The organism is Pannonibacter sp. CBAS1226 (genome assembly GCF_055685825.1).
In genome coordinates this window covers 396,160-410,575 of record NZ_JBVOUO010000002.1, presented here as the reverse complement: position 1 = coordinate 410,575, position 14,416 = coordinate 396,160, and the positions used below count along the sequence as shown (strand labels likewise).

9 protein-coding genes are annotated in these 14,416 nt (G+C 64.3%); 3 read left to right on the top strand and 6 right to left on the bottom strand.

Annotated features, from left to right (window positions below; all coding sequences use genetic code 11):
• Positions 1-79: 79 nt before the first annotated feature.
• Complete coding sequence (locus AC0CMF_RS08900) at positions 80-517, top strand: Lrp/AsnC family transcriptional regulator (protein WP_050471022.1); 438 nt, start codon at positions 80-82, stop codon at positions 515-517.
• Between the two features lie 141 nt (positions 518-658).
• On the opposite strand, the gene AC0CMF_RS08895 is transcribed toward AC0CMF_RS08900, so the two are convergent.
• A complete protein-coding gene (locus tag AC0CMF_RS08895; RefSeq protein WP_374628578.1) occupies positions 659-3,091 on the bottom strand; it encodes a methyl-accepting chemotaxis protein in 2,433 nt (810 codons plus the stop codon).
• Positions 3,092-3,365: 274 nt separating this feature from the next.
• A complete protein-coding gene (locus AC0CMF_RS08890) occupies positions 3,366-3,881 on the bottom strand; it encodes a hypothetical protein (protein WP_374628577.1) in 516 nt (171 codons plus the stop codon).
• Positions 3,882-4,143: 262 nt separating this feature from the next.
• Here AC0CMF_RS08890 and AC0CMF_RS08885 point away from each other — a divergent pair, with 262 nt between their 5' ends.
• Positions 4,144-4,407, top strand: coding sequence for a hypothetical protein (locus tag AC0CMF_RS08885; protein WP_050471019.1), 264 nt, complete (start codon positions 4,144-4,146; stop codon positions 4,405-4,407).
• A 149-nt stretch (positions 4,408-4,556) separates the two neighbouring features.
• Positions 4,557-6,590 (top strand): methyl-accepting chemotaxis protein, encoded by a 2,034-nt coding sequence (locus tag AC0CMF_RS08880; RefSeq protein ID WP_374628576.1) that lies wholly within the window; start codon positions 4,557-4,559, stop codon positions 6,588-6,590.
• A 99-nt stretch (positions 6,591-6,689) separates the two neighbouring features.
• On the opposite strand, the gene AC0CMF_RS08875 is transcribed toward AC0CMF_RS08880, so the two are convergent.
• The 4 genes from AC0CMF_RS08875 to AC0CMF_RS08860 all read right to left on the bottom strand — a co-directional run bounded on the left by AC0CMF_RS08875 (position 6,690) and on the right by AC0CMF_RS08860 (position 14,409).
• Positions 6,690-8,177: a helicase HerA domain-containing protein gene (locus AC0CMF_RS08875; RefSeq protein WP_472481495.1), complete on the bottom strand. Its 1,488-nt coding sequence runs from the start codon at positions 8,175-8,177 to the stop codon at positions 6,690-6,692.
• Between the two features lie 243 nt (positions 8,178-8,420).
• Entirely contained in the window at positions 8,421-10,220 is a 1,800-nt protein-coding gene (atzF, locus tag AC0CMF_RS08870) for an allophanate hydrolase (protein ID WP_374628575.1), read from the bottom strand.
• Entirely contained in the window at positions 10,217-13,756 is a 3,540-nt protein-coding gene (gene uca, locus AC0CMF_RS08865) for an urea carboxylase (RefSeq protein WP_374628574.1), read from the bottom strand. Before uca ends, atzF begins: the two co-directional genes overlap by 4 nt.
• A complete protein-coding gene (locus tag AC0CMF_RS08860; protein WP_058900439.1) occupies positions 13,756-14,409 on the bottom strand; it encodes an urea amidolyase associated protein UAAP2 in 654 nt (217 codons plus the stop codon). The genes uca and AC0CMF_RS08860 overlap by 1 nt, the downstream gene beginning before the upstream one ends.
• Between the last annotated feature and the right edge of the window lie 7 nt (positions 14,410-14,416).

Here is a 14,416-nt window from a genome sequence, read left to right as displayed (position 1 = left end):
ACATGATCTAGAGTAGGCAGTATCTCGTCGAAGCCTTATTTGCGAAGGTGAAATAGGAAGAATACCTTAAAGAGAGCCGATGCTTGACGACACAGACCGCCGGATCATTGACATCCTCACCCGGGACGCACGCGTTTCACTGAAGGAACTGGCGCAGGCCGCCGGTCTGTCATCGCCCAGCACATCGGAGCGTTTGCGCCGTCTTGAGGAGCGCGGCATCATCCGCGCCTTCACGGTAGATCTCTCCCACGAGGCGTTGGGCTATACCTTGCAGGCCATCGCCCGCATCCGCCCCCTGCCGGGCAAGCTGCATATCGTGCAGCAGATGATTGCCGATCTGCCTCAGGTGCTTGAATGCGACAAGGTGACGGGTGACGACTGCTACATTGCCCGCATTGCCGTGCGGTCGATTGATGAACTGGACAAGCTGCTGGACCGGATCGCCGACAAGGCAGAGACCAACACCTCGATCGTCAAGTCACAGCCCGTCAAACGCCGGAATCCGCCCCTCGGCTGACGCCACCTCTCGATGAGAACGATTCATCGAGAGGTGGTTAAATCCTTGCGGCGCTTGAGCAGTTTCAAGGCATGATGCGTCAGCATCATAAGGCTTGGTATGACGCCCGCGCTTGCGGCAGCCGCGCATCACGCCTTGGCATCAGGCCGCCGCGATACCGTTGAGGAACCGCTCCACTTCACTGCGCAGGTCCGAGGTGCGGGCGGCGAGCTTTTCGCTGGCTTCCAGCACCTGGCCTGAAACTTCGCTCGCCTGTTCCACGGTGGCAGACAGGGCGTTCATGTTGCCGCGCACGGCCTGCGTGCTTTCGGCGGCCTTCTGGACGTTGCCGGAGATTTCGCCCGTTGCCGCCCCCTGCTGCGTTACGGCCCCTGCAATGGCCGTGGTGTAGCTGTTGACGTCCGACATGGTGCGGGCAATTCCCGCGATGGCATCGACGGCAGCCCGGGTGGAATCCTGAATGGCGGAAATCTGTCCTGAGATTTCCTCGGTTGCCTTGGACGTCTGCGTCGCCAGCTCCTTCACCTCGGAGGCAACCACCGCAAAGCCGCGGCCGGCTTCACCGGCACGGGCCGCTTCGATGGTGGCATTCAGCGCCAGAAGGTTGGTCTGCTCGGCAATGGCGCGGATCAGGGTCACGACCTCGCCAATGCGGTCGGCCGCTTCCGACAGGCTTTCGACCTTGCGGTTGGTGTCGTCCACAGAGGCGGCTGCCATTTCAACAACCTGGCTGGTGCGCTGAACCTGGGAGCCGATCTCGCCGATGGAGGCGGCCAGTTCCTCGGCGGCGCCTGCAACGCTTTCGACACTGTGGGCCGCAACGCCGCTGACATCCAGCGTATCGCCGGCCTGGCGCGCGCTTTCGCCTGCAATCCCGGCCAGCGCCTGCGCAGTGCCTTCCATGCCGGACGCGGTTTCACCCACAGCCGCCAGCGTTTCCTGCACCCGGTCCCGGAAGCTGGCAATCAGGGCCGTCATCCGTTCCTGCCGCTCCACCTGAGCGCGGGCCTCTTCTTCATTGGCTGCTTCAAGCCGCTGACGCTCGAGAATATTGTCACGGAAGACGCGGATGGTGCGCATCATTCCGCCGAATTCATCCCGGCGCGCCTCCTGCGACAGGTCAATGTCCGTGCGTCCTTCCGCCAGCCGCTCCATCTGCACGCCAATGGCACGCAGCGGCCGGGTGATGAGCATGGCCAGCAGGACCGCCAAGCCGATGCCTGCGGCAATGGCAAGCGCGACCGCACCACCAATGGTGCCCAGAGCGCCGTTGGCGGCGGAAAACGCAGCCTGGGACTGGGCGCTGGCGAGCTGGCTGATCTGCTGGCGCACATCTGCCGACAAGGCATCCAGCGCCGTGGCCGTTTCGGCCAGTTGCTGCAGGGCGCTGGTCAGGCTGGCAAATTCGGCGGCATAGACATCCACCTCGGCCGTAATCGCTTCCACGGCGGGCTTGATTTCGGGAAAGGCACCTGCATCCGCGGCCAGCGTGTTGGCCAGGGTCCGCAGGGATTCCATCCGGTTCAGCACCGGATCGGGCTTGAACGGCCCATCTGCGGCCAGCGTTTCCATCGTGGCCGAGCGCAGCTCCAGCACGGCGCGGGTCAGCTTGTCCACGTTGCTCTTGACCAGATCCACGATCCCTGCCCGACTCTGGGCAGAGGCTGCCGACTTGCGGGCGTCATCCTGAACTGCGTAAAGGCTCTGCTGCAGGCCGGAGGCCTGCTTGCGCACGCCCTCCAGTTCACCCGCCAGCACAGCCACCGCCGCGCGGCGGCCCCAGGGGTTGTCCATGGCACCCAACGGCTGCAGACGGGTAGCAAAGGCCGTCAGGCCTTCGGTCAGTGCAGTCAGGCTGGCAGGCTCAATGCCGCTGCCCTTGACCTTGGCAATCGCCCCGGCAGCATCCGTGAGATGTCCACTGAGGGAGACGGCATCGCCGATCAGAGTGAGATTTCCGTCGCGCCCTGCCCGCAGCAGCGTGATCTCGACCATCAGCAGGTTTTCCAGCATGCCGGACAAGGGCCGCACCACGCGGTCGGCCCGGTCACGGGTGCCGCCAGCCTTCTTGCTTTCGTCAATGGCGGCGCGCTGTGCCTGCTGCATCTGGTCACTGATGGAGGTCACCAGTGTGTCGAGCTTGCCTGCAGAAGCCGTCAGCCGCTCAAGCTGAGCCTGACGGGCTGCGATGGTGCCGACCACTTCGGTGAAATTCGCCTGCAGCTCCGCGACAGCGCCCGATGCCGCCTGAGTCGCGGCGCGGGCCTGGCCGTCAGTGAGACGGGACTGGAGCTGGGTGAGCTGGCCCGCCAGTGCGGAAAGCCTGTCTTCTGCCGTTTGTGCAGCTTCCGCGGCAGGCGCTGCCAGATAGGCCTGACTGGCCGCCGACGCCTCCTGAAGCGCGGCAATCGACTCCGTTGCCAGACCGCTGACCGCCTGCTTGTCCTTGAGGTCCAGCACGGCCAGCGTGCCTGCCCCGCCCGCTAGACCCGTCAGGAGGATCATGGCGGCGAAACCGCCCGCCAGCTTGGTGGAAACTTTCAGATGGGAAAAAACCCCGCGCAGCCCCGGCATACTCAACTCCCGTTACCCTTGCAGGAATTACGGGGTATCGGAATAAAAATTCAGTAAATTCCTCCAGGTTAAATAAATCAGGCCTTATGCGCAGCAGAGGGCACAGCTTAAAAACCGCACTCTTCAGCGGATTGACTCTGCTCCGAGCCCGGGGCGGCACAGCCTCGACTCAAGGGAAGGCGCTTGCCCGAAATAAATAACGCAACAGGATTCTGACGGCGGAAGGTTAGGAAGGCCTGCCGTCTGCCATTTCCCGACCTACCGCAAGGGAAGCTTACTGACCTGCGGCAGCGCCCAGTTCCGCCTTGATCGAGAAGGGCGTGCCATCCATCGACAGCACGATGTCATCGACCACCGGCTTGCCGTTCTCGACGATGACCTTGAACAGCGTCTCGTTATAGGCCTGATATTCGGCCTCCTGACCGAAGCAGGTCACGGCCTGAAAACGGGCCTTCACATCTGTCACGGCGCCCTGCGGCGGCGCGGCGGTGATCGTGACATTCTTCAGAGGACAGCCATCCTGACCGTTGACGATCACATCATAATCAAAGGGCGAGCCGCTCTCGCGGGCATATTCGCCCTGCATCGCCTTCTCGTAGCGGGCAGCAAAATCGGAGCTGAACAGCACCTTCAGCCGGCTGGCGTCAAAGATGTCCTGATACTCGGCCCCGCTCTCGGACCAATTCGCTTCCGTCATCTTCATGATCTCGCGCACCGGCGCGGTGGCATCGGCGGCAAGAACGGCCCCCGGCAGGACAAGCCCAATTGCGAACACGGCTGTCTTCAGCATTTCCGGCACTCACCCCATCTGGCGCACCCGGCCTCGCCGGGACTGCAGCATGTTTTAAAGCGGCAGAATCCCTGCCATGCCGCTTTCTCTCTCAGGCGATCATGTCAGCCTTGCGGCAAAGCGCAAGCCGGGAATGGACAGGCATTGATACTGATCCGGCAGGAGCTGATCGGGTGGATCCAGACAGGAGCGGAGACTCCTCTTGCCTGTCTTGAAGGAACGGAGTATAGGAACAAAAAGAGAACGAACCAGAGTCACTGCCATGGACGGACAGATGGATATCAGCATCACCCGCTTCGAAGTGGAAGACGTTGCGCGCTATCTGCGGGCAACGCTCAATCAGGCCAGCCGCATCCGCAGCAACGCCCCGGCTGGAAGCTACCTCGACACAGTGCTCGCCCGCACCATTGAGGGGTTGGAGCTGGAACTGGCACAACTGAAATTTTTACTGGCGGACCCGGAGTTTCCGGTCCCATCGGTGCAGCCATCCTCTACCCCCATGACACGGATGCGCCGTGCGCAATAAACTGTGGCAGCCCCGTCTTACGCTGAGGAATACTGGACTATATATTCAATAGTCGGCTATCGAATTTATATTTATTCCTGAAGGGTTACACTTTTTTCACCGCACACACGCAGAATTCCGGCACTTGTTCAAGATGTCTGGAGCATTCCATGTCGCTGAAGGGCCGCATCTTCATTTCGGCGAGTGCCGTATTCATCATCGGGTTTGTCGTGGTCATCGCGGTGATCTCGGCAATGATGCAATCGTCTGCCCGCAGGTCAGGCGAAGAGCAGGTTGAACAGGCAACGCTGTCGCTTGCCACACAGGTCAGCAAGACCGTGGCCGAAGCTCAGCTGGCCGCACGCTCTGCCGCAGATGCGATGGAAGGCCTGCTCCATGCCGGGATCACGGACCGCAATGCCTATGGCGCGGTCATGCAGCAGATCATTGCCCGCAACCCGCAGTTTGTCGGCGGCGGCGCCATCCTGGAACCCGATCTCGCCGGCCTTGATGCGGACAACAAGGGAACCGGCTTCTCGGACGGGAACGGCCGTTTCATTCCCTATTTCTATCATGCGGACGGCAAGGTGGCGATGGAGCCGCTGATCTTCGGCGGCGACAGCGGATCGGAGGACTGGTACGACAAGCCCCGCCAGCTGCGGCAGGACACGGTGACCGAGCCCTATCTCTACCCGGTCAACAACGTTGATGTGCTCATGGCCACCGCGTCTTCTCCCATCATCGATGTCAGGGGCAGCGGCGCAGGCGGCGCCACCATCGATGTGTCTCTGGAAGGACTGCAGAAGCAGGTCGCCTCCTTCGATCCCTACAAGACAGGCTATGTCGGCCTCATCAGCGAGGGCGGCGTCTGGGTTTCCCATCCCGACAACAGCCTGCTGGGCAAGACGGCGGACCAGAGCCTGATCGCCCGCCTTTCGCAGGCTCAGGACGGCATCAGCATGAAGGAGACGGATGGCGTCTATGAAGCAATCCGCGCCATTCCGCTGGTCAACACCAGCCAGAAGTGGTTCGTCATCCTCACCGTTGAGGAAAGCGAGCTGCTGGCAGCCGCCATCACCACCCGCAACACCGCCATCATCCTGGCTCTGGTCATTCTGGCGGCGGGCACGGCATTGATGTGGCTGCTGGGCGGCAATATCTCCCGCCCCATTTCCCAGCTCACCCAGCGCATGCGTGCCCTTGCGGCCGGGGATGTGGACAGCCCCGTTGCACACCGGGAACGGAAAGACGAGATCGGCATGATGGCCGGCGCCCTCGGCGTCTTCGTGGAAAATGCGATCGAACGGGTGAAGCTCCAGGGCGAAAGCGAGGCAGCGCAGCAGGCGCGCCTTGCCCGGCAGGAGCATGTCGAGGCGCTCATCCAGGACTTTGAGGCAGAGGTCCGCCAGGCCATTTCCGAGGTATCGGCCAACTCGGGCCGGATGGAACAAACGGCAGGTGCACTGACCTCGATTGCCCAGGCGACCTCCAGCAAGGTTTCCACCGTGGCTGCCTCCTCTGAAACGGCCCAGATCAGCGTGCAGACGGTTGCCTCTGCGGCGGAGGAGCTGTCCGCTTCCATCGGCGAAATCAGCCGCCAGGTGGAGCAGACCAAGGGCGTGGTGGAAGCTGCGGCCCGTGCCGCCGCCCTCTCCAACGAGCGGGTCGGGAGCCTTGATACCGCGGCCCAGAAGATCGGCGAAGTGGTGCAGCTCATTCAGGCCATTGCCGAGCAGACCAATCTTCTAGCCCTCAACGCCACCATCGAGGCGGCCCGTGCGGGCGAAGCCGGACGGGGCTTTGCAGTTGTGGCGGCGGAGGTGAAGGAACTCGCCAACCAGACCGCGAAAGCGACCGAGGAAATCTCGTCGCAGATCAGCGGCATCCAGTCCTCCACCCGCGAGGCGGTTGGCTCGATCCAGGAAATTGCCGAGACCATGGGTGAGGTGAACCAGTTCACCACCACCATCGCCGATGCCATTTCCCAGCAGGGAGAGGCAACGCGTGAAATCACGGTCAACGTTCAGCGCGCCGCAGATTGCACCAGCGACATGAGCGGCAGCGTCGGCAATGTGATGCAGTCGGCCCAGGAGACCAGCGGTTCGGCCAGCGATGTTCTGCAGGCCTCGCAGGATGTGACCCGTCAGGCGGCAAAGCTGGAAGGGACGATCGCGAGCTTCCTGCAGCGCGTGCGCGCCGCCTGACAGGCAACAACTATCGTCACAAGGAACCGAAGGGGCGCTGCGGCGCCCCTTTTCATGTCAGGGGAGCGAGGTCTGGCGCGTCAGGCCTTGAGAATGCTCTCAGGCTGCCGCTTCCGCATCGCCCGGGGCTGTCTGCCAGCCCAGGTCCGTCAGCGTGACAATGCGGTTGCCGCGCATGTCGGTGGCGCAGAGCAGGAAGCCCCGCTCCTCCATATGGGCCAGCAGCCAACGGGCACGGCCCGGCGAGCGGGTGCCATAGGCCTTGGCGATTTCCGCATTCGGCGGGCACGGCGCCTTGGCGAGCGCCGCTTTGGCCAGCAGCAGATAGACCCCGCGCATGTCCTCCGGCAGTTCCGCGGCAATCAGTGCCGCCCGCTCCCAGTCATTGGTGTCCACCTCACCGCTGTCGACGCCGGCACGGGCCACCGACAGCTTCTCGCGGAAGACGGAGAGATCCGGCACGCCGCCGGGCACCTTGGCGATACGGCAGCGGACCTGAAAGTCCTGATAAAGCGCTGCCACCGGCTGGAAGGCCGCCTCGGGCTCCGCCAGAATTGCCGTCATGATCTCGTCGATTGCCGCATCCCGCTCGGCCGTGTCCACCGGCAGTTCGTCCGGCTGAGGTGCGGGCTGGTTGCGGGCGCTTTCCATGCGGCCCGCAGCCGACAGCTGCGTCAGGATCTCCGCCGTCGAAACAGGCTCCGGCGCACGCGGACGGATGCGCAAGGCCTCATCCGGCATGGGCGTGAAGATCAGATCCTTAGCGTCTTCCGCCGGCTTGTCCGGCAGCGGCGTCAGCTTCGGCCCGCCGCCGCGGCCGGAGGTCTCCACCGGCCCGATGCGCACCGGCACCGGACGGCGCGACATGGCAGGCCCCAGGGCAATGAAATGCCCCCGGTCGAGATTGCGGAAAGCTTCCGCCTGCCGCCGTTCCATGCCGAGAAGATCGGCCGCGCGGGCCATGTCGATGTCCAGGAAGGTGCGGCCCATCAGGAAGTTGGAAGCCTCCGCCGCCACGTTCTTGGCAAGCTTGGCGAGGCGCTGCGTCGCAATGATGCCGGCCAGCCCGCGCTTGCGGCCGCGGCACATGAGGTTCGTCATCGCGGTCAGCGAGCGGCGGCGCGCCTCTTCACTCACTTCACCGGCAGCCGCAGGGGCAAAAAGCTGCGCCTCGTCCACCACCACCAGCATCGGATACCACTGATCACGGTCCGCATCGAACAAGCCGTCAAGGAACGTCGCCGCCGCCTTCATCTGCCGGTCGGCGTCCAGACCTTCCAGATTGAGCACGACGGAAACCCGGTGCGCGCGCACACGGGCAGCGATCATCTGCAGGTCACGCTCGGTTCCGGCGGCATCCACCACCACATGGCCGAATTTCTCGGCAAGGCTGACGAAGTCGCCCTCCGGATCGATGATCGCCTGCTGCACCCAGCTGGCGGACTGTTCGAGAAGACGGCGCAGAAGATGCGATTTGCCAGAGCCGGAGTTGCCCTGCACCAGCAGGCGCGTTGCGAGCAGTTCTTCCAGATCCATCAGCGCCTTTGCGCCGCCTGACATTTCGCCGATATCGATGCTGACCGTCATTCCCCGTCCCGTGCCGCTGAAATCCGGTTAGGTCTAAAGACCTCGGGCATGGCATTGCTGCCGCCTGAGACTTGCCGGTCAAACCCGGCCGTCCGGCGGTACTCCCTCAAGGTGGGCAAGGTCAATGCTCTGCGCCGCAAACATAGCGATTTTCAGGCGGGGGTGAAGCCGATTCCCCCGCTCTTCTGCGATCGCCTTGTGGACGAGCGGCAGCAAGGCCCTGCCCTGCCGCCGCTTCTGCGTTCAATTCCTCTGCGCGATATAGGCGCGCCAGCCGCCGAGGCTGGTGATCTCCTGCGCTCCGGCCACGGCATGGCCCTCGCACAGGAAGCCGGAGACGGCGCTGCCGTCATCCAGCGTCACCTTGCCAATGCCGAGCGGTGCCGGGATCTTCTGGACAAACCGGCCGAAAGCCTCCGGCGTCACCTTCCACACTTCCACCTCAAGCCCGCTTCCTGCAAAGCCCGGCTCGCGGATGAGGCCCGGTTTTGGCGGCGTGGAGCCCGGCAGCACGAAGAGGCGGTAGTCGCCCGCCGTGCGGCAGGTTTTCACCAGCTTGCCGCCCGGCCCGGTCAGCTCGTGATTGAGCGGCATGCCGGTCAGATGCGCGCCAACCACCACAACCGGGACCAGCCCGTCGTCGGGCTCCGGCACGCGGCTGGCCTGAGGCAGCTCTGCCGTCTTGTCCTTGCCCATGCCGCAGGCCGCTGCCCGGTGCAGGGCATCGGCGAAGGGAGCGAGCGCATCATCGCTGAAGGCAGGACCGAACAGGGTCACCCCGCCCGGCAGGCCATCCGGGCCGAACCCGGCCGGCACGGCAATGGCGGCATAGCCGAAGAGATTGGCAAAGTTGGTGTAACGGCCAAAGTGGCTGTTTCTGGTGACAGGATCAGCCAGCATCTCCTCGACCGTATAGATCGTGGGCGAGGTTGGCAGCATCAGCACATCCACCTTCGCCCACTCGGCCAGCGTCTTCTGGCGCAGGTGGCCCAGCCTGTACTGGCCCTCGAAAGCGGCAACCGCATCATAGGCCCTCGCCCCTTCGATGATGGCGCGCACCGTGGGGTCGAAGTCAGCGGCATTCGTGGCGATGAAATCCTTCACCGCCGCCAGGCGCTCCGCCACCCAGGGGCCGTTGTAGAGCAGCTCCGCTGCCTGCCGGAACGGGGCATAGTCGAAAGGCACGATGACGGCCCCCAGCCCCCGCGCCCGCTCGATGGCTGCATCATAAAGGGCTTCGACGCTGGCATTGCCGAAAAACTCCCGCTCTGGACCTGCCAGCACCCCGACTCTTAACCCGGAGACGGGCAGGCTCACAGGCTCTGCCTTGCGGGAATAGGGATCGCCCGCGTAAAAGCCATCCATCACCTTGCGGATGGCAACGCCATCGCCCACAGTCGCGGCGAACACCGTCACCACATCCACGCTGCGGCAGGCGGGCACGACGCCGGTGTTGGGCACCAGTCCCGGCGTCGGCTTGATGCCGGCGAGATTGTTGAAGGCCGCAGGCACGCGGCCAGACCCTGCCGTATCCGTGCCCAGCGCAAAACTGACAAGCCCCGCCGCCGTAGCAACCGCCGAACCGGAGGAAGAGCCGCCGGAGACATAGTCCTTGTTGAAGACGCAGCGCGGTGCCCCATGCGGAGAGCGGGTACCGTTGAGCCCGGTGGCGAACTGGTCAAGATTGGTCTTGCCCACCACCAGAGCCCCGGCAGCCTTCAGCCGCGCCACCACTGCCGCATCCGTCTCCGGCTGATAGGCATAGGCCGGGCAGCCTGCGGTCGTCGGCAGGCCCGCCACATCGATATTGTCCTTCACCGCGAAGGGAATTCCCCAGAGCGGCAGGCTGTTGGGCTCCGGCGCCCGCGCCATCAGCGCCATGGCGGCGGCCCGAAGATCTTCGTCCTTCGCACGCGTGATGAAAATCGCCGGATCATCACAGGCGTTGCACCGGGCAATCACCTCTTCCACCAGAGCAAGCGGCGTCAGGCCACTCTGATAGGCTGCCCGCAGGGAGGCAAGGTCAAGCATCACCGGGATCATAGTCCATCCTCCAGTACCACCAGCACGTCACCGGCCCGGATGCTGCGGCCGGGGGCGGCACGCAGCTCGCTGACCCGTCCGGCCACATGGGCGGTGACCGTGATTTCCATCTTCATTGACTCGATGATGGCGAGCGTTTCGCCAGCTTCCACTTTCTGGCCGGCCTCCACCAGCACTTTCCAGACATTGCCGGGCACGGCGCTTTCGACGCCCGTGCAGCCTTGCGGAATGTCGCCTCCAAGGCCCGGCCCGCCCCCCTCGTCCGCCACGAAACTGTCGAGCCCCGCGTCCTTCCAGCGCTGGCGCTCTGCCTCGAAGGCAGCCTGCTGCCCCTGCTTGAAGGCGGAGATGCCGGCCGCATTGGCCGCGAGGCCAGCCTCATACTCTGCCTGCGAGAAAATGCCCTCCTCGATCCTCAGCGGATAACCGCCATGGGGAAAGGTGGCCCGCGCTTCGGTCAGTTCCTGATGCGAGACAGGAAAGAAGCGGATCTGGTCGAAGAAATCGAGCAGCCACGGCTTGTCCTTGCCGAACACATCCGTCTGCCGCCATGTGTTCCACATCTGAATGGTGCGCCCGAACAGCTGATAGCCCCCAGGCCCTTCCATGCCATAGATGCACATGTAAGCGCCGCCGATGCCGACCGCGTTCTCCGGTGTCCAGGTGCGAGCCGGATTGTACTTGGTCGTCACCAGCCGGTGGCGCGGGTCGACAGGCGTTGCCACAGGTGCGCCGAGATACACATCCCCCAGCCCCATCACCAGATAGGCTGCGTCGAAGATGGTGTCCTTCACCGCCTGCTCATCTGCAAGGCCGTTGATGCGGCGGATGAACTCGATGTTGGAGGGGCACCAGGGCGCATTGGGGCGCACCAGTTCCTGATACTTGCGCATTGCCAGTTCCGCGTCCGGATCGTTCCAGGACAGCGGCAGCCAGACGGTGCGGCTTGGCACCTTCACCTGCGAGGCCGGCGGCAGAGTCTCCTCGATCTCCGCCAGAAGACCCAGCAGGCGGCGGCGGGTCAGGCTCGTGCCGTCATAATGGATCTGCAGCGAGCGGATGCCCGGTGTCAGGTCGATCAATCCGGGCAGCTTCGCCGCTTTCACCGCTTCCATCAGCAGGTGGACACGCATGCGGATGCCGATGTCGAGCTGCATCGCGCCATATTCGACCAGCAGGTTGTCATCGCCCTGACGGCGGTAGACAACGGGCACTGTCCCGGCCATGCCCGTTGCCAGCACAGGCGCCCCCGCCTCCTCACCCAGCTTGCGGACCGCAGGCCCCGCCAGCGGATCGCCCTTGCGCCCGGCCGCATGGAAACGGATCCGGTCGCCGGGCTTGAACTGGCCCATCTTCCACTGCTCGTCCCGGGCGATCACCGCCGGGCAGACGAAGCCGCCAAGGCTGGGGCCATCCGGCCCCAGGATGATCGGCATGTCGCCGGTGAAATCGATGGCACCGATGGCATAGGCATTGTCATGCAGGTTGGAAGGGTGCAGCCCCGCCTCCCCGCCATCAGCCCGTGCCCACTTCGGTGCCGGGCCGATCAGCCGCACGCCCGTGCGGGCCGAGTTGTAATGCACCTCGTAAGCGGCGGAAAACAGCGTCTCGATATCTTCCTCAAGGAAGAAATCCGGCGCGCCATGCGGGCCATAGAGCACGCCCACATGCCACTCCCGCGTCAGCTCCGCAGGCACACCGGCAGGTTTGACCGGAACCTGCTCCGCCCGCGCCAGCCGCAGCACATGGCCAGCCCGCAGGGTGCCGGTGGCATTGCCGCCGAACTGTCCCAGCCCGAAGGTTGCCCGCGAGCCCAGCACCACCGGCGCATCAAGCCCGCCTGCAACAGCAAGGTAAGTCCGCTGTCCGGCCCCCTTGATGGCTCCGATGGAGAGCGTCTGGCCTGCCAGCACCTCGAAGGCCTCGTTGTGCGGCGCCGGCGTGCCGTCCAGCGAGGCAGGCATCAGGGCTCCAGCCAGCGCCACGCGCACGTCCGAGAAGAACCGCAGCACCGGGCCGGAAACGGTCAGTTCCAGCGCCGCTGTCTCATCCGCATTGCCCACCAGCCGGTTGGCATGGCGGAAGGAGCGTTCATCCATCGGTCCCGACGGCGGCACGCCCACATGCCAGAGGCCAAGACGGCCCGGCAACTCCTGCAGGCTCGACTGAGCCCCCGGCGCGATCACCTCGATCACATCCGGCACAAAGGCAAAATCCCTGAGCGCCGTCGTCGCCACCTGACCGCTGCGGAACAGGTCCGAGGCGGCAATCGCCTTCAGATAGCCGAGATTGGTCTCGATCCCGCACAGGGATGTCTGTGACAGTGCTGTAGAAAGGGCTTCAATGGCCGAGGCCCTGTCCTTGCCACTGACGATGATCTTGGCCAGCATCGGGTCATAGAACGCGGTCACCTCCGTGCCCGTCTCCACCCAGCCATCCACGCGCACGTCTTCAGGAAAGCGCACCTCCGTCAGAAGGCCCGCGCTGGGGCGGAAGCCCGCATGGGGCATTTCCGCATAGACGCGCGCCTCGATGGCCGCCCCCTTCGGCCTCAGATACTCTGCGCCAGTCAGCACATCCTCCCCGGCGGCCTGACGGATCATCCATTCCACCAGATCGATGCCGAAGACGGCTTCCGTCACCGGATGCTCCACCTGCAGGCGGGTGTTGACCTCAAGGAAGTAGAACTCCTCCCGCGCCGGATCGTAGATGAACTCCACGGTACCGGCCGAGGCGTAGTTCACCTGACGGCCCAGCGCCACAGCCGCCGCATGCAGCTTCTGCCGCACCTCAGCGGAAAGACCCGGCGCCGGAGTTTCCTCGATCACCTTCTGGTTCCGCCGCTGCAGCGAGCAGTCCCGCTCGCCCAGCGCCACCACGTTGCCCTTTCCGTCCCCGAAGATCTGCACCTCCACGTGGCGGGCTCTGGCAACGAAGCGCTCCAGATAGACACGGGCATCGCCGAAGCTGGCCTGCGCCGTCCGCTGCACCGTCTCGAAGGCGGCGCCCAGCGCTTCCGGCGTCTCGCACAGCTGCATGCCGATGCCCCCGCCCCCGGCGGTGGACTTCAGCATCACCGGATAGCCGATGGCCTCCGCCGCTGCGAGAGCTTCAGTCCCGCTGGCAATGAGGCTGGAGCCCGGCAGCAGCGGCACGCCGCTGGCCTTCGCCAGTTCCCGCGCCGTATGCTTGAGGCCGAAGGCCGCGATATTGTCCGGCGAGGGGCCGATGAAGGTGATCCCCTCCGCCTTCAGCCTTTCGGCAAAGCCGATGTTCTCCGACAGGAAGCCATAGCCCGGATGGACAGCCTCTGCCCCCGTCTCACGGCAGGCGGCGATGACGGCCTCAACATTGAGATAGCTTTCAGCCGCCGGGGCGGGGCCCAGCCGCACAGCCTCATCGGCCATCAGCACCGCTTTAGAAAACCGGTCGGCATCGGAATAGACCGCAACGCTTGCGATCCCCATCTTGCGCAGCGTCTTGATGACGCGCACGGCGATTTCGCCGCGGTTGGCGATCAGAACCTTCTGGAACATCACGCCGCCCCGTCATCCCAGACCAGAACCCGGATGGGTGTCGGGTCAAAGCCATTGCAGGGATTGTTGATCTGCGGGCAGTTGGAGATGACGAGCAGCACGTCCATCTCCGCCTTCATCTCCACGTAGTCACCGGGCGAGGAAATGCCATCAACGATGGTCATCTTGCCGGACGGCTCGATCGGCACGTTCATGAAGAAGTTGATATTCGGCACCACATCCCGCTTGCTCATGCCGTGCTTCGATACCTCGATGACGAAATTGTCGCGGCAGGCATGGAGATATTTCGTGTAGGCGCCAAAGCGCACCGTGTTGCTCTCGCAGGAGCAGGCCCCGGCGGAGGTGTCATGGCGGCCGCAGCTGTCCGCCGTTACCGTCAGCATCACCCGGCCTTCGCTGGACATGATCTTCGTGCCGGTGGAGACATAGGCCGCCCCCTGCTCGCGCATGGTGTCCTGGCTGGAATAGCGCTCGGAGAAGTCATGGGCGTTGTAGAACAGCGTGTCGACGGCCTGCTGGCCATAGCTGTCCTCAATGCGCAGCACCTGCCCCTTGCGGACAAAGGTGGAGAACGGCGCTTCAGCGGGAATGTAGTGGTCCTGTACGGCGGTTTCAGGCGTGCGGGCGGCAGAAGTCTGAATGAATGCGGTCATCGGTCTG